The sequence below is a fragment of the Epilithonimonas sp. 33E genome (genome assembly GCF_059372615.1).
The window spans coordinates 1,178,182-1,202,575 of the sequence record NZ_CM182009.1 but is presented as its reverse complement, the minus strand read 5'-3'; the positions used below and the strand labels follow the sequence as shown (position 1 = coordinate 1,202,575).

Sequence of the window (24,394 nt, the reverse complement as noted above, 5' to 3'; positions counted from 1 at the left end):
TGTTGATTGAGATATTCTTCGAATTAATATATTTACAATAATATAAAACACATTTATTAACCAAAATAAAAATTTTACAATGAAAAAAATCTTATTGACAGCTTCCGCAGCTGGACTATTATTCGCAACGTCTTGTACCAAAAAGGAAGAAACTGTTGTTACAGATGCTAACAAAGATACAGTGGCAGTAGTAACTTCGGAAACAGCGCCAATGACTGAAATGGAGGCCAAAGCTGCTGTAGACAAAGCACAAGCCGACCTGGACGCCGCTATAAAAAAAGGTGATAAAGATGCCGAAGCTGCTGCCAGAAAAGCCTTAGCGGACGCCAATATGGCTTGGGAAAATACCAAAACCGCTGTTGGCAATGCAGCGCAGGACGTGAAAGCAGGCGTTGACAATGCTGTTGATAAAACAAAAGTAGCTGCAGAAAATGCCAAGCAGGATATGAAAGCTGCTGCTCAGGACACAAAAGAAGCTATTAACAAAACGGCGCAGGATGCTAAGGAAGCTTCTAAAAAAGCGGCGGGCGATGCAAAAGATGCTTATAACAATGCGTTAGAAAGTGCCAAAGCCAAATAATTTTTAAATAAGAAACGGTCAGATAATTCTGACCGTTTTTTTATGCTGTTACTCTCACCAAAGACTTAATGTGAATTAGTTTTTCCATTAATTCCTCTCTGGAATCCGCCAGAACATTGATGTGTCCCATTTTCCTTCCCGGTTTGGTTTCCGTTTTTCCATAGAGATGAACATAAGTTTTGGGTAATTTTAACACGTCATCCAAACCCTCATATTTTACTTTTCCGGAATAATTGTCATCACCGACAAGATTCAGCATTCCGGAAAATCCGAATGTATCTGTATCAGCTAAAGGCTGATTGGTCACGACTCTGTAAAATTGCTCAAACTGGGAATTGGCGTTGCCTTCCTGTGACTGATGGCCGGAATTATGGAGTCTAGGTGCTGTTTCATTCACCCAAACTTTTCCGTTTTTGTCAAGGAATAATTCAATCGCAAAAAGTCCTGCAGAATCTGCACTTCTTATGAATTGATTGGCAATTATATTAATCTGTTTCTGAGTTTCCTCAGAAATATCAGCCGGACAGATGTTGAAATCCAGAAGATTCAGTTTTGGGTCTGCAACCATTTCTGTTACTGGAAATGTTTTGATCTCGCCGTTCTCGTTTTTAGCGACAATGACAGATAATTCTTTATCAATATCGACCAGATTTTCCAAAACCGATTCCTGAGTCCAAAGGTTTCTCCAATCCTGATTTGAGCGAAGCAATTGAACACCCTTCCCGTCATAACCGCCTGTATTCAGTTTTTGCACGAAAGGCAATTGGATTTTGATTTCGTCCTCGCTACCGTCCATAATTTCGAATTCAGGAGACGGAATTCTATATTCTTCATAGAATTGTTTTTGCAAAATCTTCTGTTGAATGATCTTGATAATTTTAGAACTAGGAACCACTTTTACACCTTGATTTTCCAATGTTTCAAGCGCATCTGCATTCACGTGTTCGATTTCTATCGTCACAACATCTTTGTCTCGTCCAAATTCCAAAACAGTATCATAATCATTGAAATCACCTCTAGTGAAACGAGAAATATGGGCGCAGGAACATTCCGGATTGGGGTCGAGAACATAGAATTCGTCATCATATTTTAATGCTTCCTGAATGAACATTCTTCCCAATTGTCCGCCGCCTAAAATTCCGATTTTCATTTTTTTACTTTCTTTTAGATTTATTTTTAAACGCAAATTTCGCAAATTATTTTTTGACTAAAGTCAATTGATTTTTAAAATAAAAAATGGGCTAAAGCCCATTCCTATTGATATTAATTTTTACAATTATCTTTTCTTCTAGTATCGATGATGTACTGGATTTTCCACTCGTTATTCGACTTTACCAACTGGAACGAGTTGACGCCGCAATGCGAAAACTGACCTTTGTAATAAAACTCGTAAGGTGTCCAAACCGATGCCAGATTTCCGTCAATCAGAATATTTGAAAAAATGATTCTCTCATCCAGACTACCTTTTTCAGCTTTAGAAATGCTCAATGCAAAATCATTGATACTTTCATTTTTAATCTCTGCTGTTCTTGTAATAGTCTGCAAAACGGCATTCTTATGAAATGATTTTTTAATCAATACAGAATCGGAAGTTTTCATTCCAGTAAATAATTGATTGACTGTCGATTTAATTGATTCTTCTTCAGATTTTTGGGCCAAGAAAAACGAAGAAACGAAAACGAGAATTAGAGAAATTGCTTTCATAATTATTTGATTTTAAGATAACCGATTTTCATCACATTTTCCTGATGTTCAATATCAGATTTTTCAAGGATAATGGAATATTTTTCTTTGGAATTCTCTGACAACAGATCATTAACATTGTAGATATCATCGATATCCACACCATGTTTATCATCAATGTGACTTACAGCGTTCGCGAAACCCATGGTTTTATAAAATTCGGTTTGTTTCACTCTCTTGATAACATCGCTGAGAGATTTCCCAACCATTAGATGCTGCTCGTGAAACTCTTCAAAATGCCCCGGCTTGTAACCACCGAGATTGATAAAAAACAATTGATCAAATGATTTTTCGGAAAGCTTATTCATGACTTTCACTTCAAAGCCATTGGCAAAACGGACTTCCTGATAGCAATCGATATGGATTTTGGCATCTGACCAAAAACTCTTCATCTCCGGAATCAGATCCTCAAAACGTTCTGCAACCCCGAAAAAAACATCGTGTTGTTCGATATTTCTGCCCTTTGGTGTTGCGCCTAAAATAACGTAGAATAATTTCATTCCGAGAAAATGTTTCACAAAAATACTTAAAATAATATGTAAAATCCAATCCGTAAACTGAGTCTTGTAAGAGAGCAAAAATCACTAATTCCTACAATGTTAATAGGCTATATATGAATTAATTATTTATAAAAAAATCATTATTTACCGGTCAAAATATTTTTCAAAACTCTATATTTGTCCCATGTCAGAAATCATAATTCTATTTATTGGAGCTATCGCTGCGGGATTGATGGGTTCTCTTACAGGATTGGGCGGCGGCGTTATTATTATTCCTTTATTGACACTAGGTTTTGGCGTACCGATGCATTATGCGATTGGTGCCTCTCTTGTATCTGTGATCGGGACTTCTTCAGGTGCTGCTGTTGCTTTTGTGAAGGAAGGCTTTACCAATATGCGAATCGGGATGTTCCTGGAAATTGCAACTACGATGGGCGCTGTTGTTGGCGCATTAGTTTCTGGTTTTCTTAATCCTAATACTATCGGGATTATTTTTGCGAGTATTTTAATTCTTACCGTATTATTAAATCTTAAAGGAAAGCCCGACCATCAGGAAGAATTAATTAAAGGGAGTCTTGCTGATAAACTCAAACTTTATGGGACTTTTCCAGATAAAGATGGCATTAAACATTATGCTTCCAGAAATACAATTCCTGGATTCTTAATGATGGTTTTTGCAGGTGCAATGTCCGGACTTCTGGGAATCGGTTCCGGTGCGCTGAAAGTTCTGGCAATGGACAACATGATGAAATTACCGTTCAAAGTGTCTACGACTACGAGTAACTTCATGATCGGTGTAACGGCTGTTGCCGGTGCTTTGATCTATTTCCAGAGAGGACAGATTATTCCTGTGATTGCAGCTCCGGTGTTGATCGGGGTTGTAGTCGGAAGCTTTATAGGTTCCAAAACTTTGATGATTTCGAAAACTAAAAAACTGAAAACATTTTTTGCGATAGTCATCACATTACTTTCGATTTATATGATGTATAACGGTGTTGCCAAAAATTTCCAATAATGAGAACAAGACCATTTACCGATGTTGACCTGAACCGTTCAGTTGGAAATCTTTTGAGATTAGGCGTTATTCTTTCTGTTGTGACATCTTTTATCGGCTTTATAAAGCTTTTTACAGAAGGTTTCAAAATGCCTAGAAAGTACAATCTTTTAGAAATGGGAGACTCGTCGGAAAAAGTCTGGGGAAGTTTCTGGGATTCGCTTTGTAAAGGTGAAGGAATGGCGATTATACAGCTTGGTATTTTGCTTTTGATCTTAACACCTCTCGTAAGAATTATCTTCGCATTAATCGGTTATCTGAAAGAAAAGGATTACACATATGTTATCATTTCAATGATTGTTTTAACCATTATGATTGTAAGCTTCCTGACAGGTTATTCCCATTGATTATAAATGATAATTGATAAGCGATAATTGATTTTTTTTAAGTTTATTATTTTGTAAGTCTAATTCTCATAAAATTCCAGAGGCAAATTATCCGGATCTGTGGTGAAAAAGAATTTTTTGTCTGTAAATTCATCGATCCTAATTTCTTCACAGTTCAAGTCTTTTTTGATTAATTCATCTCTTTTATTTTCTACACTTTCAACTGAAAAAGCCAAATGACGTAGTCCACAACTTTCTGGTTGTGAAGGACGTTTTGGAGGATTTGGAAACGAAAATAACTCAATAACGTAATGATCTCCGATTGCTAAATCCAGTTTGTAGGATTGTCGTTCTTCACGATAAACTTCACGAATAATATTAAGATCTAAAACTTCTGTATAGAATTTTTTGGAAACTTCGTAATCGGAACAGATGATGGCGATGTGGTGGATATGCATTTTAATTATGTGATTTTGTTTATTTTAAATCCTAATTTAGCTTTTATTTCCTGAAAAGGGTTAAGTTTCACTTTACCTTTATTTTCAATATTATATTTTGAAATTTCATTTCTTATTTCATAATAATTAGAATAAAGCTGTCCCGGAATAATGAACTTAACTTTTCTGTCTTTAATAAACCAAATCGCTTCAACAGGAACATTTCTTGTCATCTCATTAACTAAAATATAATAATCAAAATCCTTTAACTGAAGATTATGATTAAAGATTGGAAAGAAATAATTAACCTCAATATTAGACGGATAAATCCGGATTGTTTTAAAATACCTGAGAAGATAAATAGGACTCCATAAAAAACCAAAAAGACCAAGAGGAATCAATATTCTGCCATAGATGTTTTCTGACATATAAGTATTGACAAACCCATCAAAATCTGTAATTACCAATTCTGTCATCTTATAATAGAATATCAGAATAAATGCAAAACAAAACAATACTGTAACGAGCATTGTAATCTTGAATTTCGATTTCAAATCAATTTTCTTCTTTTAATTTGGTTAAATAATCATCTTCCAATTCCTTCAGATACTTAAAATAATTTTCCTTATCCGTAAACAATTTCGGATTGTAAGCATCGCCTGGTTTACGTTTCTCGTGCAAATCGAATTGACTGGCGTGAGAAGCGACCCAAACATCGAAATCCAGCTTTTTCATCGCATCAAAAGTGTAAGCATAATCTTTTTGCATCTCAGGATAAGTGTGAACATCAGAAAATTTGTGGTCAATGATGATGGACGGCATATTGGCAATCAAAACTTTATAAGTCCTGTCTTTATCTTTGGTTTCGAAGATAAAACTACAAGAACCTTTTGTGTGACCAGGATGATGAAGCAAAGTCAAAGTCGTATTTCCTAATTTGATTTTGTCATTGTTTTTCAAGAGAAAATCCGGTGTTAATGGTTTAAATGTCACTCCATATTTCCCTAATTCGTAGTCTGATTTTCCACCAGATTTCAGTTCAGCTATTTCTGTTTTGTCCACATAAAGTTTTGCCCCAGTATCTTTTTTGATATCAGCCATTGCGCCCATATGATCAAAATGTGCCTGAGTCAAAGTCAGGATTTTGATGTCTTTATATTTGAATCCTAACTTCTCAATATTCGCTTTGATTTGCGGATAAGAATCGGCTAAACCTGTATTGATGAGAATATTTCCTTTGTTTGTAACAATAAGATACGATGCCAAATCATAAGTTCCGACATAATACAGATTGCCCACAATTTTGAATGGCTCATAGGGTTGTGACCATTTTTCAGGATTGTTTTTTGGTTCTGTAACGGTTTGTGCATTTCCGATGAAAGAAATGATTAGTAGGAAAAGTATTGTTAGTTTTTTCATAAATTAAGAATAGTTATTATTCACAATTTTGTCATTCCGGAGGAATCTAGAGCGCTGAGATTCCTCCGGAATGAAAAAATACTGTTTTATTATTACGGTAGATTTTCACTTTTTAGCTTTCGACATCCTAAAACCTCATCACATCTTTCACTACTCCACCTTTTTGTGTTAAGGGAATCAATTCTGTTTTGATGAAATCTGTAATTCTATCATTATCGATATCATTCGGGAAAAGCAAATGAACGTTCGCTCCAGCGTCTAATGTGAAAAACAATGATAATCCTGTAATTCTCCTGAAATCCCATATCTTATTAATGACTTCCAGAGTTCCTGCTTTCATCAGAATAAATGCCGGATCGCTCATCATCATCATGGCGTGAAGCGTTAAAGCTTCGTGCTCAACCAATTTGATGAAACCTTCCATATCGCCTGTCGCAAGAATGGTTTTGAGTTTGGTAAAATTTTCGTGCGCTTCCTGAAAACGTCTTTCTGCATAAGGATTGGTGTTCATCAAACCATGACCAACCGTTGAAGAAACCGATTTCTGACCTTCGTGAATCAGTAAAACCCAATCGTTGAAGTTTTTGAAAATCGGATGGATTTCCTCGTTCGGATATTGAACAGCAAACAAATCCGAACTTCCTTCCACTTCTTCAGTTTTTCCCCAAACTACCAAACCTTCATAAAGACTTCTGCAAGCACTTCCGCTTCCTAATCTTGCCAAAAAGCTTTCTTTTTTGGTTTTAAAATTGTCATCCGAATTATTAGTGAAAATTTCATCTAAACTCATCAGACATTTTGCAATTGCTCCAAAACCTGAAGCTGAACTTGCAATTCCTGAACTGTGAGGAAATGTATTTTCGGTTCTGATGATGTATTTTCCTTTCAGAATCCAAGGCAAATATGGCTCAATATTTTTGAAATATTTTTCAATTTTCTCAGCGAATTTTTTTTCTTCATTTCCTGATAAAAAAGTCTGAACAGAAAAATCTTCTCCGGCAAAAAACTCCATCGTCGTATTGGTTCTGCAATGGTTCAAAGTATAACTAATACTTGGATTGGCAGGAATCTGATTTTCGTATTTTCCCCAATATTTAATCAATGCGATATTAGAAGGACAGCTTGCGGAAACTAGTTGATTGGATATCTGGAATTGGGAATTTCCCAAAAATTCTTGAGTCATAGTTTGGATTTTAGCGAATTGCTTTTGTTGCGCAAATTTAATTATTTTAAATTCGACTTTAGGTTTTAAACGCAAAGAGCGCGAAGATTTTTTGAAATTCTTGAAAATATTTTTAAGGTTCGCAAAGGCGGCAAAGAAATTAATATCATATTTTGAACTTCTTATTCTGTAACATTTTTGTCTTTTTTAAACTAATTTTGTGAGGTTTTAAAAATCGGTTGAGAAAAAAGACAAAACCTCAACATAGCCCCGATTGTAGTGTAAATCCTTTTTCTTTTTCAGAAAAGAAAAAGATTGCAACGGAAAGCGGGTTGATAAATTGAACCGAAGGACAAATATTGTTGCTCCTAAAAATAAAAAATATCTGTATGCTGAAAGCAGAACGTATCAAAAAAACATACAACGCCGGGAAGAAAATTGCGCTTCAGGACTTTTCAATTGAAGTTCCTACTGCAAGTGTTTACGGACTTTTAGGTCCGAACGGTGCCGGAAAAACATCGTTTATCCGAATAATTAATCAAATCACTCAGGCTGATGAAGGCAATGTTTGGATCGACGGCAAAAAACTGAATCCGGAACATATCAAAAATATCGGTTATATGCCGGAAGAACGTGGTCTTTACAAGAATATGACGGTGGGCGACCAGCTTTTGTATTTTGGGGAACTGAAAGGAATGTCCCGACAGGAAGCGTTTTCGCAGGCTAAATTCTGGTTCGAACAACTGAACATCGACCAATGGTGGAAGAAAAAACTGAGTGAACTTTCGAAAGGAATGGCACAGAAAATTCAGTTTGTGGTAACGGTTCTGCATCGTCCGAAATTATTGATTCTGGATGAGCCTTTTTCAGGATTTGACCCAGTGAATGCGAACCTCATCAAAGACCAGATCATTCGCCTGAAAAACGAAGGAACGACAATAATCTTATCGACTCACAGAATGGAAAGTGTAGAGGAAATGTGTGATTTTGTGGCGCTTATCAACAATTCTAAGAAAGTTCTGGACGGGAAAGTTTTTGATGTTAGGGAACAATTTAAGCAGAATGTTTTTTCTGTGGTTTTATCGGATGTGAATTCTGAAAATCTGGAAGAACTGACGAGAAAATATCAAATTGAAAATCTTGGAACTGCGAATGGCCTTTTCAATTTCGAGTTGAAAAATACAGAGAATCAGAATATTTTGCTTCAAGACCTTCTGAAAGCCGGAACGATACGAACCTTCAATGAGAAAATCCCGAGTATGAATGAGGTTTTCATTAATGCAGTTAAGTCATAATTGATAACTGATAATCCATAATTGATTTACTTTATACTTAATACATTTTACTTTTTACAAAAAGAATGAAAAATATATTCCTCATAACGAAAAGAGAATTTCTGACACAGGTTAAGAAAAAATCTTTTATTATCCTGACACTTCTGGCTCCGCTGATGATTATTGGATTTGGTGCTTTGATTGGCTTTATGTTCAAGGCTAACGAAGCGGAATACCAATTCGAAGTGGTTGACAAAAGCGGAATCTTTGCCGGCCAACTGAAGTCTACAAAAGATATTACTTACACTTTTGTCCCAACTAATACGGAAAATGCATTGGTTAAAAATCTGAAAGAACTGAAAGGTTCGGACGGAATTCTCATCATCCCGGAATTGAAAGACAAAAATTTTGATGCGTTGGAAAATGGAACAAAATTATTGACCAACAAGAAAATCGGTGTGGATACGAAAAGTGCGGTTTCCAGAGATTTGAGCGAAATTTTGAAAAAAGAAAAAATCAAGATGCTTGGAATTTCCGAGGACAGAATCGTGAATCTTGATAAAAGCTTCAAAATCATTTCTCAAAACGTGACGGAAAGCGACCGACCGGAAAGTGACCTGGCTTTCGGAATTAAGACTGCGTTGAGTTTTGGATTGATGTACGTGGTTTTTATGTTCATCATTATTTACGGTGTCAGAGTAATGAGAAGCGTTTTGGAAGAGAAGAATAACCGTGTTGTGGAAATCATCATCTCATCTGTAAAGCCATTTGAACTGATGATGGGCAAAATCCTGGGTGTGACTTTAGTTGCTTTAACCCAGTTTATCATTTGGATTGCGATGTCTGTAACTGCAGCTTTTTTCCTTAATACAGGATTCGCGGCGATGCAGAAAAATATTCCGGCAGGACAAGAAGAACTGATGAAAAATCTGGATTTTCAGCAAATCGCAACCGAGGTTTCTCATATTCTTTTGGATATGAATTATGTAGGAATTATTGGTGTTTTCGTATTTTTCTTTTTGTTTGGATACATCTTTTACAGCTCGATGTATGCAGCAATCGGAAGTGCTGTTGATAACGAAACCGAAACTCAGCAATTCACGATGTTTGCGATTGTTCCTTTGATGTTGGGACTTTACGGAAGCTTCACTATTATGAATAACCCTGATGGACCAATGGCTTTTTGGTTGTCTATTATTCCGTTTACTTCGCCGGTTGCGATGATTGCGAGAATTCCGTTTGGCGTTCCGCTTTGGCAGATTTTGTTATCGATTTTCCTATTGATCGCTTCTACTCTATTGATGGTTTATATTGCGGCGAAAATCTATAGAGTGGGAATTTTGATGTATGGAAACAAAGCGACTTTGAAGGAGATTTGGAAGTGGATTAGAAGTTGATTTTCATTATTAATCAATTTTTATTTTATTTGTAGAAAATTAATACCGTGAAAAAACTTATTCTATTTGCTTTTGCTTCGTTAGTAATTATTTCTTGCAGGAAAGATGACGATGATACAATTTCTATCAATGGCACTTGGAAACTAAATAAGACCGAAATAAAATATGGGAATGGAACAACAAACTCGGTAACACCAAATACTTGTGAATCCCAATCATTTTATAATTTTGGAAACGATGGGAAGTTAGCTGTAAAAATATACTACAACGATAATTCTTCTTGCTTAAATAGCTCTTATTCGGCGATATATAGTTATGATTCTGGAAAAAAACTCTTAACAGTTACTGAAAATGGTTCTACTGAAACTGTTTCCGTAGAACAGTTAACAAGTTCCGAACTTATTTTTGTAGGAGCCGAGGATGAAGACTATGACAATGATGGAAAGTCCGACAAGACTCTTGTTCACTTAAAAAAATAAATACTTAATAAGCAAAAAAATGCTTCAGAAAATTCTGAAGCGTTTTTTTATTTCTTTCTCTTAGCTTTTGACTTTTGCTTTTGTTGCGCTCTATTCGCACCGAATTTTTTAGGTGCTTTTCGTTTGCTTGGTCCACCAAGATTGATTTTCTTGTTCTTATCTTTTTTCTCGTGGAAAGCAGATTCGCCTTCGTTGAGTTTTGCTGTTGTCAGGAATTTCATTTTCACTTCATCCTGTTCAGACGCGATTTTGACTTTCGAAATGGTTACCTCTTCCGGAAACTTAACTTTATTGATTTCTTTGTCCATCAATAATTCGATGTCAAGAAGTTGAGCTTCTTCTTTTTTCGTGAAGAAAGTCACAGCAGTTCCGTCTTTGTCTGCACGTCCGGTTCTACCAATTCTGTGAATGTATTGTTCAGGAACTTCAGGAACTTCGAAGTTGAAAACGTGGGAAATATCCGGAATATCCAAACCTCTCGCCATAATATCAGTTGTAATGACACCTCGCAATTCCTCATTGCTGAATTCCTGCATTACTCTTAATCTGAAATTCTGAGATTTATTAGAGTGAATGACGCCAAACTCGTCTGGAAATTCTACATTCAGTTTTTCAAAGATAAGGTCAGCGTGTTTTTTATTATTTGCGAAAATTAGAATCTTCTCAAGATTATCTTCGGTTTTCAAAAGATGAATTAACAAGTTCAATTTGGTATTGAAATTATCAACAGGAATCGCAGATTGGACAATCTTTTCCAAAGGTGTTCCCGACCTTGCCAAGGAAATCTCGATTGGAGAAGCGAAATATTCGTTCAATATTTCATCCAATGCTTCTGTCATTGTTGCAGAAAAAAGAATATTCTGTCTTTTCTCTTTCATCATCTCGAAGATGTGAGTGAGTTGTGGACGGAAACCAAGATTCAGCATTTCGTCGAACTCGTCAATGATTAATTTGTTAACTTCTCTTAGAGAAATCGCATTATCAATCGACAAATCCATCACTCTTCCAGGTGTTCCTACCAAAATATCGCATCCGTCATTGAACAACAATTTCTGTGTATTGATGTTTTTTCCACCATAAACTCCGATAACTCTTGCAGTTATATTTTCCGTCAGTTTTTCAAGAACTTCCGTTACCTGAACTACCAATTCTCTTGTAGGAACAAGAACCAAAACCGTTGGATTCCCCGTTTTATTATATTTCCAAGTTTTGAGAACAGGAAGCAGATAAGCCAAAGTTTTTCCGGTTCCGGTCTGTGCAATTCCCATCACATCACGACCTGAAAGAATCGGTTTCAAACTTTTTTCCTGAATAGGCGTCGGTTCAAATAAATCTAAATCGGCTAGAACATCAAGAATCTTTTCCGGTAAATCGAAATCTGCAAAAGTGGTTTTATTCATTTTGCAAAGATAAGCTTATTTTTTTGTTGATATTATTTCTGATTTTCTCTCAGGATAATTCTGAAAGTTGTGCCTTTTCCAACTTCAGAATGGGCAATTCTCACATCACCTTTATGATACTCGCTGACAACTCTTTTTGTCAAAGAAAGCCCTAATCCCCAGCCACGTTTTTTGGTAGAGAATCCTGGTTTAAAGGCATTTCTGATCTGTTGTTTAGTCATTCCACTGCCTGTATCAGTCACATCGATATAGATATTTTTGTTCTTTTTGTAAAGAGACAATTCCAATTTTCCTTCGCCTTTCATGGCATCGACTGCATTTTTCACCAGATTCTCAATCACCCAGCTCATCAGAATTCTGCTATGTGGAATGAGAACTGGCTCATAAGTTTTTCTGAGAGTAAATTCTACTCTTGCGGAAATTCTCTTCTTCAAGTAATCATAATTCTGCTGAACAGTTTCGTTGATATCAAGGTCATTAAGTTCAGGAATAGAACCAATTTTGGAGAATCTTTCGGAAATGGTTTTCAATCGGTTGACATCCATTTCCAGCTCTTTGACGCCCAAACTGTTTTCATCTTCGAGCTTCATAATCTCAACCCAACCAATCATTGATGAAAGTGGTGTTCCGATCTGATGCGCCGTTTCTTTCGCCAAACCAGCCCAAACAAAGCCTTCATCCGTTTTTTTCAAAGTTCTGAGAAACCAGAAGGAAAAAGCCAGATAAGCTCCTACAAATAACGCTAAGACATAAGGATAATAACGGAAATAATTCAGTAAATCTGAGTTATCATAATAGATATATTGATTTTGACCTGACGGTAATTCTACAACGAATGGATCGTAAGAATTCTCCATTTTCCGAATCAGATTCTTTAATTTCAAAGTATCCTGTTCTATTTCTGCCGGGATATTGGCTTGGAATATTGGCGTCTTGTTTTTATCAGTAACAACAATCGGCAGATTTGTATTATCCTGCATTACAGCAAGATACAACTCCTGAATTTTAGGATCAGCAGAAATATCATCATCTGTGTATGCTTTAAGAGCTGTACCAATAAGATTGATTTTCTGAATTTCCTGTTTACGAAGCTGATCAATCATCAGGAAAGAAGAAATTGCAATTCCAAAAACAATAGCAGTCAATATAAAATATACGACCCAGCTATTGATACGTTTCAGAAAATTAAATCCTTTCATTATTGCTTATAAAACGGCAATTTAGGAATTTATTATATAAAATCAGGCGTTAGATTTTAGACATTAGATATCAGATCAAAAATTCCAAGATTAATACTGATATTTGTATTAGAATAAATTAACAAAATGATAACGATTCAAAATAATAGACTTAAAGCCACACTTAATGAATTGGGTGCAGAATTGATTTCACTCATCAATCTCGAAAACGAAGATGAAATAATGTGGGAAGGCAATCCTGATTTCTGGGGTGGTCAAAGTCCTGTTCTTTTTCCAACAGTTGGCGCTTTGAAAGATGACAAATACATTTTTGAAGGTCAAACTTATGAATTGCCGCGTCATGGTTTTGCAAGAAGAAGAGTTTTTGAAGTGAAAGGATTTTCTGAAAATGAAGTTGTTTTTGAATTAAATTCTGATGAAGAATCTTTGAAAATCTATCCTTTTGAATTCAGTCTGGAAATCAAATATGTTTTGACAGAAAATAAACTGACAGTTTCTTACAATGTCAAAAACCTTTCTCAAAAAGAAATGTATTTTTCTCTTGGAGCGCATCCGGGATTTGCAATCGACACAGAAAATGGATTAAATTATAACGATTATGAAATCGCTTTTTCTGATGATGAAAAACTGGAAATCCATCCTTTAGTTGATAACCTGATCAGCAATGAAACACAAACCATTAAACTTTCTAATAAAACACTTCCTTTATCTTACGAATTATTCGCAAAAGATGCTTTGGTAATGACAAACATGAAAAGCCGGGAATTGATTCTAAGAAACAAAAAGAATCATCATAAGATTACTTTTACTTTTTCTAATTTCCCCTATTTCGGAATTTGGGCAGCAAAAAATGCGGATTTCGTTTGCCTGGAACCTTGGCAAGGTGTTGCTGATCTGGAAAATCATAATCAGGAACTGACAGAGAAATTTGGGATTTTAAAATTGGAAAAGAATCAAGATTGGAAAGCTGATTGGGCTGTTAAGATTGAACAATTTTTATAGCAAAGTCACAAAAAACCCCTTCAGAGTTTGAAACTCTGAAGGGGTTTCAATCTATAAAGTCTCCTTCAGCCAGTCAAAGAATTCTCTCTGCCAAACCAAACCGTTTTGTGGATGTAGAACCCAATGGTTTTCGTTCGGGAAATAAAGGAATTTTGTTTTAAGGCCTTTTAATTTAGCCGATTGAAAAGCTTGTTGACCTTGCTCATAAGGTACCCTAAAATCTATTCCACCTTGAATAATCATTATTGGTGTATTCCATTTATCTATATGATTAATTGGATTATACTTTGCATAAGCTTTTTGCATTGGCTTGAACCAATAAGACCCTTTTAGATCCCAATTTGCAAACCAAAGTTCTTCAGTTATACCATACCAAGACCTCATATCAAATAATCCATCATGTGCGACAAAAGTCTTGAATCTATTCTCGTGAAGGCCAGCCAGCATAAACACAGAATACCCTCCGTAACTCGCACCAACAGCTGCCACTCTATTTCCATCGACATACGGTAAACTTTTCGCGAAATCTGTTGCTGATAAATAGTCTCTAATTGGCTGTCCTCCCCAGTCTCCACTGATTTGTTCATTCCATTCAACACCCCAACCTGGCATTCCTCTTCTGTTCGGCGCCACCACTATGTAACCGTTTGCTGCCATCAAAGCGAAATTCCATCTGGTGGAGAAAAATTGTGTCAATGCAGATTGTGGTCCACCTTGGCAATAAACCAACGTTGGATATTTTTTATTCGGATCAAAATTTGGTGGATAATGGAACCAAACGCCCATTTCTTTCCCGTCGGTGGTTTTCACCATTTTCAGTTCCGATTTTCCTTGAACTAATTTTGAGTAATTATCTTTATTAATATCTGTAATCTGTTTCAAAACTGAACTTTTCAAATCAACTTCAAACAAATCCGCATTATGATTGATATCGGTTTTTGTAACCCAAAGTTTTCCTTTGTTCTCCAAAACAACATCATTAATGTCAAAATCTCCTTTCGTCAATTGTTTTACGGTTTTGGTTTTGACATCAACAGAAAACAACTGTTTTGTTCCTCGGAAAGCTGAAGTAAAATAAATCAATTTTGAATCCGAAGCCCATTTTACATCGCCGGTTACACTTTCGTCCCAGGTTTTGGTAAGATTGGTTTTAGCTTTGGATTTCCAATCCATAATGATGATATCGTTTTTGTCTGCTTCGTAACCGTCCCTTTCCATTGAATTCCAAAGCAGGAATTTTCCATCATTACTGAATTTCGGATTCACATCGTAACCCATCATTCCTTCAGTTAAATTCGTAGTTTTTCCGGAAGCCAGATTATATGCGAAAATATCTGTATTGGTACTTTGAGCGTATTCTGCACCTGATTTTTCCTTTGTCACATAAAGCAATTCCGAAGAATCCGGACTCCAGACAAAATCCTCGGCACCACCAAATGGTTTCTGAGGCGAGTCAAAAGCTTTTCCTTCCAACAGATCTTTTGCTTTGTCCGCGGATTCTGAAACATTAGCCACAAAAACGTGATTGTAAGAACCTTCGTTCCAGGCGTCCCAATGACGATGATTCAGGTCTGTATAGATTTGAGCCGTTGTTTTTGGCAGATCTTTATATTTATCTTTTCCTAAAATATCTTGAACTTTTACTGCCTTGCTAAAAGCTACTTTTTTACCGTCAGGAGAAATCACAATGTTATCAACTTCTCCTATATTGTAGAATTCTGTCCAAGTTTTTCCGGAATCTTTGGATTGAAAAATCTTATTATTCTCAAGTGCATAAATTCCGTTTTTGTCCCATTGGATCAGGTTTTTCTTTCCTAAATCAATTTTGACAGATTTTCCGGAAACATCAAGCCAGAAAGCTTCTGAATTGGATTTTTCGGTTTTAAGGTCGGTTTTGCTGATTTTATAAATCAGAGAAGAATTGTCCGGAGAAACGGACTGAACACCTAAGCGGTTAAGTGTCCACATGATTTCCGGTGTCATTACCTGTTGTGCGTTCATCATAAAAGGCGCTGCGATTGCTACAGCAAGAATCTTTTTTAATTTCATTATATAAGTAATTGATTTTGAAAAAACTCGGACGAAGTTATTAAATTATTATGTAAATTTGAGGATAACCAAAAAACTAATTCTATGAAAAAACTTTTACTCTTTTCCTTAATCACTTTTTTTCAATTGACATTTGGTCAATTTGAGAATCTTCCGCAAAAAACGGTTTATTTCAAACCACCAACGAACTGGACCAATGTCTGTTCTTACATGAATTTCATTGATCCAATTGTGACAATCGATTTTTTTCCTCCGGGTAATCAGATGACGGCTGCTTGTGAGGGTTGGTACAAAACAACTTATGCTTTTTACAAAGCAAATATTGATTTTAATAACTGTAATGCTTTTAATGGGGTTATATTTCCTAATTATGAAAACTATACACTAGTTACAGAAGACACTATTTTCTACGATTATTCCGAAGGACCAATTTCTAATCCGCCGGCTTGTTTGCTAGCTGTCAATGATCCTTCAAAAAAAGTGGCGATTGTAAAGATTTTCCCTAATCCAGTTCAGGATTATGTGAATATCGAATCCGACAAGAATTTTGTTGCTTACGAAATCATCGATGAGTCAGGAAAAATGGTTGTAAGCAAAGATTTCAATTCATCTAAAATTGATATTAGCAATTTGAAAGTAGGGGTTTACTTCATCAAACTAAAATCACTAAGCAATGAAACGAATGTTGTGAAATTTATTAAAAAATAAGTTTTCGTTTATTGATTTATAATCCATATATTTGCGCTTCAAAATTTATTATTTAAGACGATACTATGAGCACAATATTTACGCTGTTTATGATTCTAATTATCATTGCTAGCATTTTATTAGTTATCATCATCATGGCGCAAAATCCAAAAGGCGGCGGTCTTTCCGGAACGTTCGGGGGAGCTTCTTCTGCTACATTCGGGGTACAGAGAACCAATGATTTTATGGAAAAAGCAACCTGGACACTTGGAACGACTATTGTAGTTTTGATTTTGTTAAGCATTATCCTTACGGGAAAACCTTCACAGCCAGCTCCAACAATGCCAACGCCGGTAAAAACTGAAGCTCCGGTAAAAACGCCTACAAATAATGCTCCTGCAACTCAGGCACCAGCTACTAAGTAATTAAAAATATTTATAAAAAAACGCTTCCAAAAATTGGAAGCGTTTTTTTTATTCAGAAAACTTTTTCTCATCGAAACATTTCTTCATTAGTACCTGAAAGCATTCTGCCATATCATCCGATGCCCGGCAAATTGCATTTTCCAGCATATTTCTTACCTGTCTCTCCGTAACAGCAGCCTCTGTCCAGCTTTTACCCGATGTATATGAGTTGAGAATAAAAGGCATAATCCTGTCGATCGCACAAGCAAAAATGGCGTCCGGTGTTGTTTCTTCTTCAAACTCGATCCAGAGGTTATAAAATTCTTCGGCGACCGGTTGATCCAAAATACCGAAAATTTTTTTTGCAGCCAATTTTTCTCTTTCGAATTTACCTTTCATTCCTTCTTCATCAAAAAGAAAAGTATCGCCGGCATCAATTTCTACCAAATCATGAACTGACAACATCCTGATGACTCTCAATAAATCGATTTCTGCATTGTTTTTTGCATAGGGAAAAAGGATCTGAGCCAGAATGATAATCTGCCAGCTGTGTTCTGCCGTGTTTTCTCTTCTGGAGTCATCAGCATTATAATTTCTTCTCTGAACATTTTTCAAGGCATCGACTGCAAGGATGAAATCTATTTCTTTCTGTATTTTCATTATTCTTTGTAATAATCTTTGATTTCATATTTTTTCGATTGACTTACCCATTTATTGTTTATGAGATTTCGGGTTGTGACTGTTACATATTCTCCATCCATTGCATCTTCTTCCATTTCGTAAACTTTCTGCAGGCCTTTCTTCGGAACAACCGTATATTCTGTTGTGATATGCCAGCAACATCCAGATTTGGCAAAAGTTATAATTCTTTTTCTTTTGTGATCTGTTTGGAACATTCCTAGATTCTCGTAAGCTAAAGCCGTTAATTCATTACTAAGAACAAATTGTTTCCTGGTGGAATTGTAAACATAAACATCATAAGACGGTCCACCATAGCCGCTTTGGTTTCCATTCCTGATCGCAAGATCTTCCGAACCATCAAAATTGAAATCATCAAAAATCAAAGGACTCTGCTCATTGTAAAGCTGAATGATGTTGACGCTTGGTTTCTGGTTCTGATTGAGATAAAAATAAAGATCTTCCGATGTCAATGTCTGAAAAACCTGTTTCGATCTTTTATCAATTAATTTGATTATGCCTTCTCCACTGCAGGTATCGCCTTCACAGCTTTTAACAGACATCTGTACATCAAATCTTTTAGAACCGTCTTTAATCTCAAATTTTGCCTGTGCAATATAGAACTGAGCGAAGATGATCAACGGAAAGAGAACAACTTTTTTCATTGATTTAATTTATAGTTCGGTTCCGGATGTTATTTCGTAAGGTTCTTTTCCTTTTTCAAAAATCCTCGTCAATTCTGAACCTTCCACTGTTATTTTATTATTAATTCTTCTGATCCAATTGCCCTCTCTGAGTCCTATAACCTTGATATCATTCTGGGTGAGAAATTCTTTGATCCTGGTTTCTCTGGTTTCTCCGTTGTGTCTGATCTCAGGATTCGGGTCCAGGTAATGCGGGTTAATATTGAAAGGAACAAGCCCCATACAGTCAAAGCTTGGCGGATAAACGATAGGCATATCATTGGTTGTTTTCATATTGATGCCTCCGATGTTGCTTCCTGCGCTGCAACCTAAGTATGGTTTTCCTGATTCTATATTTTGTTTAAGGACGTCCATCAATCCTAACTCGTGCAAAGTTTTCACTAAAAGAAAGGTATTACCTCCGCCTGTAAAAAAAGCTTGTGCTGAATTTACAGCTTCTTCTTTATTGGTGAATTCGTGAAGACCTCTGACACTGATACTGATGGACGAGAAAAATTGTCTTGCCTTTGCGGTATAATCATCATGTGAGATCCCGCCCGGTCTTGCAAATGGAATGAATATCAATTCATCAATTCCATCAAAGAGAGTCCCGAGCTGCGGTCTGAGATATTCTAAATATTGTCCGCCAAAGAGTGTGGATGTGGATGCCAGAATGATGTTCATGTTGATTGTTGATTGTTGATTGTTGATTGTTGATTGTTGATTGTTGATTGTTGATTGTTGATTGTTGATTGCAAATTTCGGGAAATGTTTTTTTAATATTGGAAAACTCTATTGCAAGTTTACACTAAATTTCAAAAATATCATTCTTAAAGTGTAATAATAGAAAACAGTATAGAAAGAACAGAAAACTATTTGGTAACCATAGAAAATTTTGTTAAAACAAGATAAGACTATACTGTGAGAATATAAAACTAGATTGAAATAATATAAAATCACATCGCTATAAATGAAAAATATATTGTAATAATATATAACAAAACTGCAGAAAGTTAAAACTAAATTAATGCAATATAAAACTATATCTTCAGAACTGAGACCGAGATTACAGAAATGTCCACCGTAATACAGACTTTATTTCAAAAAAACCTGCAGAAGATCTGCAGGTTCAAAAATTTTTGATTTGATATGAAGAAAAAAGAAATTTTCTAGAAAAGACAGATTAGTTTCCAGCATCTGCAACGTCAAAAGTGGTAAGTCCAGTCCAACCTTTTGCCCAATCCGGCAGAGCTGTACCATTACCGGCTCCTGTTGCAGTTGTGCTTTTGACATATACAGTTGACATGTCCGGTGTTGGGTTAGCTGTAGTCGCTTTTGCTTTCCATTCGGTACCAATATTAACAAAACGAATATTGTTAAGATAAGCGCCACTTTTGAACCATGTGTACGTTCTATCGGTTTCAAAATCTAATCCTGTAGAGAAATTAGCCAAAACTACATTATCAAATTTACCTGCAGATCCTGCTCTGATCTTCATTCCCTGAGATTCCGCACCTTTGGTGTTACCGATGAAAGTTGCATTTGTAACTGTTGGATTTGACACCCCACCGTTTGCACCGTTTGTAGTATTAGCATCAGTATCCTGGCTGTCCGCTTCTATTCCTCTGTTACCCGGTTCTGCAGCATCCATAAACTGTTTCATTCTTGCAGCATAGATATAGTTTACAGATCCGCTCCAGCTTTCTGTCCAGTCAAAAGAATCATCACCTACTCCTGTAACAAGAATGTGATCTACGTTGACGTTGCCACCAAACATCTCTACACCGTCATCTGCCCCATTGGTAACATATACATAAGAAACCTTTGTTCCACTACCTACACCAAACAATGAAAGACCATTGAATTCTTTTTCCGGATTATACTTGTAGCCAGAATCCTTGATCACCAGATACGTAATGCTTCCTGAATTATCTGTTTTATCTGTTCCACCATAAGTAAGCTCTCCAAGTTCTGAAGTAGAAGTTCCGGCAGCACTTCTGTTGGAAGGTGCGTTTCCAAGAACAACAATACCTCCCCAATGTCCCTGCTTATGAGTAGTTCCCTCGAAAACTACCGGTTGAGAAGCCGTTCCATTGATATAAATTTTAGCCCCTCTTTCTACTATAAGATAACTAACTGTCTTAACAGTCCCGTCACTGTTAAGCTCTCCTGCAGTAACCTGAAATTTTGTTCCTGCCGGGATTGTAAGTGATGCTCCAGCTTTGACCGCTACTTTGCCTGTAATCGTATATGTTTTGGACGGATCAAGCGTGACATTACCCATGATATCCCCTTTAAAATTATTAGGGTCAACTGATGATGTATTGTCAATGATTTCATCATCATTATTACTACAAGAAACTACAAATACTGTTGTTGAAGCTACCATTGACAAACCAAGGATCGCTTTTAAAAATGTTCTTTTCATTTTATTTTAGATTTAAATTAAATTGTTTATTGATTAGAGTTTGTATGTTAGGCTAACACCTATCTGCCTTCCATTTGTATAATCTTTGTGGGTAAATGTTCCGGCATTGTTAGTTTGCTCAATTTTAGCATGCGGGTTTAACAAATTTTTTGCAGTAATCCCAACATTAATTTGTTTAAGAGTAAGGTTTAAATTGATATCCAGAATATCTTTTGGTAATTCATAAAAATTACCTCCATTATTGGTTCCAATAGCATACAGGTTTTTACCGACACGGGAATAAGACACTACAAGGTCCAGGGTATTGTTCCCGTTCCATTTGTAGTTATAGCCTATATTAGCATTTGCTAAGAAATCCGCAACACCTTGTACGTCATCTTTGGTCTGTCCACTGTACTCCAATGTTTTCCCGTTATTTTCCGCCGCTATCTCATCAGGCGTTTTAAGCTGTTGTTGAGAATGCATATATGTCCCGTTCAGGAAAGCATATATTTTGGAATTATTCCATTTGTAGATATCTTTTCTGATCTCTGCTTCTGCACCGAAGATGTAACCCCAGTTTGCAATATTGAAATATGTCATATCACTAGGCGCTGCAGATGCGTAAGTACTTCTGGCAATAGGGTTCTGAATATATTTCCCAAAGGCCGTCACAGAGATTACTTCGCCTGCTTTTGGGAAAAGCTCCCATTTCAAATCCACATTATAATTATCAGACGGATATAAATAAGGATTACCATAAATGTTTGTCGTAACATCATAATAAGCTATCGGGATAAGCTCTTTCGGCTGTGGAAGTGTATAAGTTTTTGATGCTGCAAATCTTAAATTCTGTCTGTCATTAATGCTGTATTTAGCATTAATCGCCGGTAAGAATTTGTTGTACTGCTTTGTTTTTTTATTGGTATCAAGAATGTCATTCCAGGCGTTATCAAAATTGATATAGTCAAACCTGGCACCAGCCTGCAATACAAACTTATCCGAGAATCTGATATCTAAATTTGCAAAACCAGACTGAATATTTCTTTTTATACTATATCCGCTTTTTTGAACATTATAAACAAACAAGCCATTATTGTAGGAATTAATGTAAGCATCTATATCTTGTGGATCTACAGGTATGGACAAATTAAAATTCATCCCCAAAGTTGTCTGTTCAAATTGCCTGTCTTTGTAAGACCCGTCGTAACCAAAAATCAGCTTATACCTATCTCCGAAGCTTTTGGTGATATAAATATGAGCTAAAGCTGTTTTGTCCTTCAGTTCATCAAAATATCTGTGATTGCTGATTGCGCTGCTTGCAAGAAGCTCGTTGGTTTCCCCATTGATCGTGTTCTGTAAACGATCCGGTCTTTTGCTGTTCAATATATTAAAACCTAATCCCCAATCAGCAACCCACGTTTCGCCAATTTTGTGATTCCCGAATAGCTGATTGACCCAAGTATCGGTCAATTTGTTATCCCCTCTGTTGATGATAACATTTTTATCAACATCATAAGAATAGCCCTGATAGATCTTAGCCTCCTGCTGAGAAGAGTGAATGTAATTGGTGGTGAATTTTAATTTGTTATTACTATTCAGTTTATAATCGATATTAAGCAATGCTGTCGTATTGGTTTTATAATCAGAACGCTGAACATTATCGAATTTTTTATTAGGCGTTCCGTCTGCAAAATAAAATCCTTCTTTTCCATCGCTATATTCATATGAATTATCAAAGCCTACATATCCAAAAAAAGCCAATTTTCCAAGGGTAACACCGCCTTCAAAATTCATATTAGAATCAAATGGATTCTGTGCATTTTTAAAATTCCATTTTGTAGAGAAAGGATATTGAACATTAGGATTTCCTTTTCTATAGGTAGTTTCCTTAAATCCAAAAAATCCAGGCCCACCATCCTGTAATTTAAAATTCCCTTTATCAAAAGTCTGAAGATTAATCGAGCTTCCGATCCCTACATTGAAATAAGGTTTTCCAACATGCGTTTTTGAAACAATATCAATATTAGCTCCACCAAAATCACCAGAGAATCTTGGATTATAAACCTTATCAAGCGAAACATACTCAATCATGGAAGTTTTAAAAATCTCAAGATCCATGTTTTTAAATTCCGGGTTTTCTGACGGAATCTCCATGCCGTTCAAAGTAGTCCCATTGTAACGATCTCCAAGACCTCTAACAAAGATTTGCCCGCTTCCTTCCTGTTTCAGTGTCCCTGTAGCTTTTGTCACAGCAGTTGCCACATCTCCGACACCTTGTTTGGATAACTGAGCTGCTCCTACCCGCTCAATCACTTCAACAGATTTTTTCTGAGCCTGGATGATATTCGACTCGCTGCTTTTTTTTGTGTTACCGATGATCTTAACTTCGTCGATTTTCTTTTCACCTTTCAGAGTATCCTGAGTGTTTTGTGCCAATAAAAGAGACATCGGCATACAAAGAAACAAAGCACTGATGCTTATTGTTTTTACTTTCATTTTTACTTTTCTTTTTTCTTCGTTGCCAAAGAAATGATATGAAAAGCAATCCGAATGTATAAGAATTTTTAAATATTCTTTAATTAAGCATTACGAAATACCGAATTATGTTAAATCAACTTTAACAGGTTAATACTTTTTAAAAATCTGTTCATTTATTGTTAAATTTGCAATAGATAAATTTATCTGCCAATTTTATTAAAACTTAACAAACCAATGAAAATCAACACATTGAAAACTTTAACAGTTATTCATATTTGATTTTTACCAAAATTTGAACTTAAATGGACTTAACTCAGGCAATAGAAACTTTACAATGTGGCGGAACCATACTTTACCCGACTGACACCATCTGGGGAATCGGCTGTGATGCGACCAATCCGGAAGCTATCAAAAAGATATTCGACATCAAGAAAAGAGAACCCAATAAATCCCTTATTATCTTAGTAGAGTCTGAGAAAAGATTACAAGATCTGGTAGATGTTCCGGAAATGGCCTGGCAAATCATCGATCTTAGTGAGAAACCGGTAACCATTGTTTACGAAAATCCCAAGAATCTTCCTAAAGAATTATTGGCCGAGGACGGAAGCGTAGGCATACGGATTGTGAAAAACGATTACTGTAAAAAATTGATTTCAAAACTTAACAAACCTCTCGTTTCAACATCGGCCAATCTCAGCGGACAAAAGTCGCCGATGAAATTCAGCGATATCTCATACGAAATCAAGAGTGCAGTTGATTATATTGTAGAAGATTTTCATGACAAGGTTTCGGAGTTTTCCGGCTCATCCGTTATCAAAGTCTGGAACAATAACCAAATCAAAATCCTCCGCGAATAAAAAAACCGGCGGATGACCTTTTGCAAGACCATCCGCCGGAAAAATAAACTATGAAAAAAAACTACTTTTTGTATTGACCATAATCACAAAAAGAATACCGCATCTTTTTTCATAGCAAAATGTCTGATTCTTAGCTTTTCAAACGAAATCAAAAGACAAAAAGTCTTGATTTTCAA

25 protein-coding genes are annotated in these 24,394 nt (G+C 35.9%); 10 read left to right on the top strand and 15 right to left on the bottom strand.

All coding sequences use genetic code 11. The features are described 5' to 3' along the window. Nucleotides 1–79: 79 nt before the first annotated feature. Nucleotides 80–580, top strand: a complete 501-nt coding sequence (locus AC5P2S_RS05645) for a hypothetical protein (protein WP_494556558.1) — start codon at nt 80–82, stop codon at nt 578–580. Nucleotides 581–620: 40 nt separating this feature from the next. Here the strand turns inward: AC5P2S_RS05645 and AC5P2S_RS05640 are convergent, their stop codons facing one another. The 3 genes from AC5P2S_RS05640 to AC5P2S_RS05630 form a co-directional block, all read right to left on the bottom strand. Continuing rightward, a complete protein-coding gene (locus tag AC5P2S_RS05640) occupies nt 621–1,730 on the bottom strand; it encodes a 5-(carboxyamino)imidazole ribonucleotide synthase (RefSeq protein WP_494556557.1) in 1,110 nt (369 codons plus the stop codon). A gap of 113 nt (nt 1,731–1,843) precedes the next feature. Continuing rightward, nucleotides 1,844–2,284, bottom strand: coding sequence for a nuclear transport factor 2 family protein (locus AC5P2S_RS05635; protein WP_494556556.1), 441 nt, complete (start codon nt 2,282–2,284; stop codon nt 1,844–1,846). 2 nt (nt 2,285–2,286) lie between these two features. Then, nucleotides 2,287–2,823, bottom strand: coding sequence for a DUF1543 domain-containing protein (locus AC5P2S_RS05630; RefSeq protein ID WP_494556555.1), 537 nt, complete (start codon nt 2,821–2,823; stop codon nt 2,287–2,289). A gap of 184 nt (nt 2,824–3,007) precedes the next feature. Here AC5P2S_RS05630 and AC5P2S_RS05625 point away from each other — a divergent pair, with 184 nt between their 5' ends. After that, nucleotides 3,008–3,838 (top strand): sulfite exporter TauE/SafE family protein, encoded by an 831-nt coding sequence (locus AC5P2S_RS05625; protein WP_283417480.1) that lies wholly within the window; start codon nt 3,008–3,010, stop codon nt 3,836–3,838. Continuing rightward, nucleotides 3,838–4,224, top strand: coding sequence for a DUF1634 domain-containing protein (locus tag AC5P2S_RS05620; RefSeq protein ID WP_494556554.1), 387 nt, complete (start codon nt 3,838–3,840; stop codon nt 4,222–4,224). The genes AC5P2S_RS05625 and AC5P2S_RS05620 overlap by 1 nt, the downstream gene beginning before the upstream one ends. Nucleotides 4,225–4,283: 59 nt before the next feature. Here the strand turns inward: AC5P2S_RS05620 and gloA2 are convergent, their stop codons facing one another. The 4 genes from gloA2 to AC5P2S_RS05600 form a co-directional block, all read right to left on the bottom strand. Continuing rightward, nucleotides 4,284–4,661: an SMU1112c/YaeR family gloxylase I-like metalloprotein gene (gloA2, locus tag AC5P2S_RS05615; protein ID WP_494556553.1), complete on the bottom strand. Its 378-nt coding sequence runs from the start codon at nt 4,659–4,661 to the stop codon at nt 4,284–4,286. Between the two features lie 5 nt (nt 4,662–4,666). After that, nucleotides 4,667–5,194: a hypothetical protein gene (locus AC5P2S_RS05610; RefSeq protein WP_494556552.1), complete on the bottom strand. Its 528-nt coding sequence runs from the start codon at nt 5,192–5,194 to the stop codon at nt 4,667–4,669. A gap of 1 nt (nt 5,195) precedes the next feature. After that, nucleotides 5,196–6,059 (bottom strand): subclass B3 metallo-beta-lactamase, encoded by an 864-nt coding sequence (bla, locus tag AC5P2S_RS05605; protein ID WP_494556551.1) that lies wholly within the window; start codon nt 6,057–6,059, stop codon nt 5,196–5,198. 127 nt (nt 6,060–6,186) lie between these two features. Further along, complete coding sequence (locus AC5P2S_RS05600; protein ID WP_494556550.1) at nt 6,187–7,242, bottom strand: diphosphomevalonate decarboxylase; 1,056 nt, start codon at nt 7,240–7,242, stop codon at nt 6,187–6,189. 368 nt (nt 7,243–7,610) lie between these two features. Here AC5P2S_RS05600 and AC5P2S_RS05595 point away from each other — a divergent pair, with 368 nt between their 5' ends. The 3 genes from AC5P2S_RS05595 to AC5P2S_RS05585 all read left to right on the top strand — a co-directional run bounded on the left by AC5P2S_RS05595 (nt 7,611) and on the right by AC5P2S_RS05585 (nt 10,371). Beyond that, a complete protein-coding gene (locus tag AC5P2S_RS05595) occupies nt 7,611–8,516 on the top strand; it encodes an ABC transporter ATP-binding protein (RefSeq protein WP_494556549.1) in 906 nt (301 codons plus the stop codon). Between the two features lie 65 nt (nt 8,517–8,581). Further along, nucleotides 8,582–9,892, top strand: coding sequence for an ABC transporter permease (locus AC5P2S_RS05590; RefSeq protein ID WP_494556548.1), 1,311 nt, complete (start codon nt 8,582–8,584; stop codon nt 9,890–9,892). 47 nt (nt 9,893–9,939) lie between these two features. Then, on the top strand, nt 9,940–10,371 hold the full coding sequence (locus AC5P2S_RS05585) for a lipocalin family protein (protein ID WP_494556547.1): 432 nt from the start codon (nt 9,940–9,942) through the stop codon (nt 10,369–10,371). A 47-nt stretch (nt 10,372–10,418) separates the two neighbouring features. Here AC5P2S_RS05585 and AC5P2S_RS05580 read toward each other — a convergent pair whose 3' ends face one another. Both AC5P2S_RS05580 and AC5P2S_RS05575 read right to left on the bottom strand, forming a co-directional pair. After that, complete coding sequence (locus tag AC5P2S_RS05580; RefSeq protein WP_494556546.1) at nt 10,419–11,771, bottom strand: DEAD/DEAH box helicase; 1,353 nt, start codon at nt 11,769–11,771, stop codon at nt 10,419–10,421. Nucleotides 11,772–11,803: 32 nt separating this feature from the next. After that, complete coding sequence (locus tag AC5P2S_RS05575; RefSeq protein WP_494556545.1) at nt 11,804–12,970, bottom strand: sensor histidine kinase; 1,167 nt, start codon at nt 12,968–12,970, stop codon at nt 11,804–11,806. Between the two features lie 126 nt (nt 12,971–13,096). On the opposite strand from AC5P2S_RS05575, the gene AC5P2S_RS05570 reads away from it, so the two are divergent. Beyond that, nucleotides 13,097–13,972: an aldose 1-epimerase family protein gene (locus tag AC5P2S_RS05570; protein ID WP_494556544.1), complete on the top strand. Its 876-nt coding sequence runs from the start codon at nt 13,097–13,099 to the stop codon at nt 13,970–13,972. Nucleotides 13,973–14,023: 51 nt separating this feature from the next. Here the strand turns inward: AC5P2S_RS05570 and AC5P2S_RS05565 are convergent, their stop codons facing one another. Beyond that, nucleotides 14,024–16,021 carry an alpha/beta hydrolase family protein gene (locus AC5P2S_RS05565; protein ID WP_494556543.1) on the bottom strand — a complete coding sequence of 666 codons (1,998 nt, stop codon included), beginning with the start codon at nt 16,019–16,021 and terminating at the stop codon, nt 14,024–14,026. Between the two features lie 84 nt (nt 16,022–16,105). On the opposite strand from AC5P2S_RS05565, the gene AC5P2S_RS05560 reads away from it, so the two are divergent. Both AC5P2S_RS05560 and secG read left to right on the top strand, forming a co-directional pair. Next, on the top strand, nt 16,106–16,729 hold the full coding sequence (locus AC5P2S_RS05560) for a T9SS type A sorting domain-containing protein (RefSeq protein WP_494556542.1): 624 nt from the start codon (nt 16,106–16,108) through the stop codon (nt 16,727–16,729). A gap of 65 nt (nt 16,730–16,794) precedes the next feature. Further along, a complete protein-coding gene (secG, locus tag AC5P2S_RS05555; protein ID WP_283417494.1) occupies nt 16,795–17,133 on the top strand; it encodes a preprotein translocase subunit SecG in 339 nt (112 codons plus the stop codon). A 48-nt stretch (nt 17,134–17,181) separates the two neighbouring features. Here secG and AC5P2S_RS05550 read toward each other — a convergent pair whose 3' ends face one another. The 5 genes from AC5P2S_RS05550 to AC5P2S_RS05530 all read right to left on the bottom strand — a co-directional run bounded on the left by AC5P2S_RS05550 (nt 17,182) and on the right by AC5P2S_RS05530 (nt 23,379). Next, nucleotides 17,182–17,772 carry an HD domain-containing protein gene (locus AC5P2S_RS05550; RefSeq protein ID WP_494556541.1) on the bottom strand — a complete coding sequence of 197 codons (591 nt, stop codon included), beginning with the start codon at nt 17,770–17,772 and terminating at the stop codon, nt 17,182–17,184. Then, nucleotides 17,772–18,455, bottom strand: a complete 684-nt coding sequence (locus tag AC5P2S_RS05545) for an XAC2610-related protein (RefSeq protein WP_494556540.1) — start codon at nt 18,453–18,455, stop codon at nt 17,772–17,774. Before AC5P2S_RS05545 ends, AC5P2S_RS05550 begins: the two co-directional genes overlap by 1 nt. 9 nt (nt 18,456–18,464) lie before the next feature. Continuing rightward, on the bottom strand, nt 18,465–19,157 hold the full coding sequence (gene pepE, locus AC5P2S_RS05540; protein WP_494556539.1) for a dipeptidase PepE: 693 nt from the start codon (nt 19,155–19,157) through the stop codon (nt 18,465–18,467). Nucleotides 19,158–19,656: 499 nt separating this feature from the next. Further along, nucleotides 19,657–20,901 carry a beta-helix domain-containing protein gene (locus AC5P2S_RS05535; RefSeq protein WP_494556538.1) on the bottom strand — a complete coding sequence of 415 codons (1,245 nt, stop codon included), beginning with the start codon at nt 20,899–20,901 and terminating at the stop codon, nt 19,657–19,659. A 33-nt stretch (nt 20,902–20,934) separates the two neighbouring features. Next, a complete protein-coding gene (locus AC5P2S_RS05530; RefSeq protein WP_494556537.1) occupies nt 20,935–23,379 on the bottom strand; it encodes a TonB-dependent receptor plug domain-containing protein in 2,445 nt (814 codons plus the stop codon). Between the two features lie 284 nt (nt 23,380–23,663). Here AC5P2S_RS05530 and AC5P2S_RS05525 point away from each other — a divergent pair, with 284 nt between their 5' ends. Next, complete coding sequence (locus tag AC5P2S_RS05525) at nt 23,664–24,218, top strand: L-threonylcarbamoyladenylate synthase (protein WP_283417500.1); 555 nt, start codon at nt 23,664–23,666, stop codon at nt 24,216–24,218. Nucleotides 24,219–24,394 lie beyond the last annotated feature (176 nt).

Excerpts from the sequence above, each read along its gene's own strand:
- AC5P2S_RS05575 (WP_494556545.1), bottom strand. The coding sequence starts at position 12,970 with ATGAAAGGATTTAATTTTCTGAAACGTATCAATAGCTGGGTCGTATAT.
- AC5P2S_RS05560 (WP_494556542.1), top strand. The coding sequence starts at position 16,106 with ATGAAAAAACTTTTACTCTTTTCCTTAATCACTTTTTTTCAATTGACA.
- AC5P2S_RS05580 (WP_494556546.1), bottom strand. The coding sequence starts at position 11,771 with ATGAATAAAACCACTTTTGCAGATTTCGATTTACCGGAAAAGATTCTT.
- AC5P2S_RS05625 (WP_283417480.1), top strand. The coding sequence starts at position 3,008 with ATGTCAGAAATCATAATTCTATTTATTGGAGCTATCGCTGCGGGATTG.
- pepE (WP_494556539.1), bottom strand. The coding sequence starts at position 19,157 with ATGAACATCATTCTGGCATCCACATCCACACTCTTTGGCGGACAATAT.
- AC5P2S_RS05570 (WP_494556544.1), top strand. The coding sequence starts at position 13,097 with ATGATAACGATTCAAAATAATAGACTTAAAGCCACACTTAATGAATTG.
- AC5P2S_RS05645 (WP_494556558.1), top strand. The coding sequence starts at position 80 with ATGAAAAAAATCTTATTGACAGCTTCCGCAGCTGGACTATTATTCGCA.
- AC5P2S_RS05565 (WP_494556543.1), bottom strand. The coding sequence starts at position 16,021 with ATGAAATTAAAAAAGATTCTTGCTGTAGCAATCGCAGCGCCTTTTATG.
- AC5P2S_RS05545 (WP_494556540.1), bottom strand. The coding sequence starts at position 18,455 with ATGAAAAAAGTTGTTCTCTTTCCGTTGATCATCTTCGCTCAGTTCTAT.
- AC5P2S_RS05630 (WP_494556555.1), bottom strand. The coding sequence starts at position 2,823 with ATGAAATTATTCTACGTTATTTTAGGCGCAACACCAAAGGGCAGAAAT.
- AC5P2S_RS05640 (WP_494556557.1), bottom strand. The coding sequence starts at position 1,730 with ATGAAAATCGGAATTTTAGGCGGCGGACAATTGGGAAGAATGTTCATT.
- AC5P2S_RS05590 (WP_494556548.1), top strand. The coding sequence starts at position 8,582 with ATGAAAAATATATTCCTCATAACGAAAAGAGAATTTCTGACACAGGTT.
- gloA2 (WP_494556553.1), bottom strand. The coding sequence starts at position 4,661 with ATGCATATCCACCACATCGCCATCATCTGTTCCGATTACGAAGTTTCC.
- AC5P2S_RS05525 (WP_283417500.1), top strand. The coding sequence starts at position 23,664 with ATGGACTTAACTCAGGCAATAGAAACTTTACAATGTGGCGGAACCATA.
- bla (WP_494556551.1), bottom strand. The coding sequence starts at position 6,059 with ATGAAAAAACTAACAATACTTTTCCTACTAATCATTTCTTTCATCGGA.
- AC5P2S_RS05600 (WP_494556550.1), bottom strand. The coding sequence starts at position 7,242 with ATGACTCAAGAATTTTTGGGAAATTCCCAATTCCAGATATCCAATCAA.
- AC5P2S_RS05595 (WP_494556549.1), top strand. The coding sequence starts at position 7,611 with ATGCTGAAAGCAGAACGTATCAAAAAAACATACAACGCCGGGAAGAAA.
- secG (WP_283417494.1), top strand. The coding sequence starts at position 16,795 with ATGAGCACAATATTTACGCTGTTTATGATTCTAATTATCATTGCTAGC.
- AC5P2S_RS05635 (WP_494556556.1), bottom strand. The coding sequence starts at position 2,284 with ATGAAAGCAATTTCTCTAATTCTCGTTTTCGTTTCTTCGTTTTTCTTG.
- AC5P2S_RS05530 (WP_494556537.1), bottom strand. The coding sequence starts at position 23,379 with ATGAAAGTAAAAACAATAAGCATCAGTGCTTTGTTTCTTTGTATGCCG.
- AC5P2S_RS05550 (WP_494556541.1), bottom strand. The coding sequence starts at position 17,772 with ATGAAAATACAGAAAGAAATAGATTTCATCCTTGCAGTCGATGCCTTG.
- AC5P2S_RS05535 (WP_494556538.1), bottom strand. The coding sequence starts at position 20,901 with ATGAAAAGAACATTTTTAAAAGCGATCCTTGGTTTGTCAATGGTAGCT.
- AC5P2S_RS05620 (WP_494556554.1), top strand. The coding sequence starts at position 3,838 with ATGAGAACAAGACCATTTACCGATGTTGACCTGAACCGTTCAGTTGGA.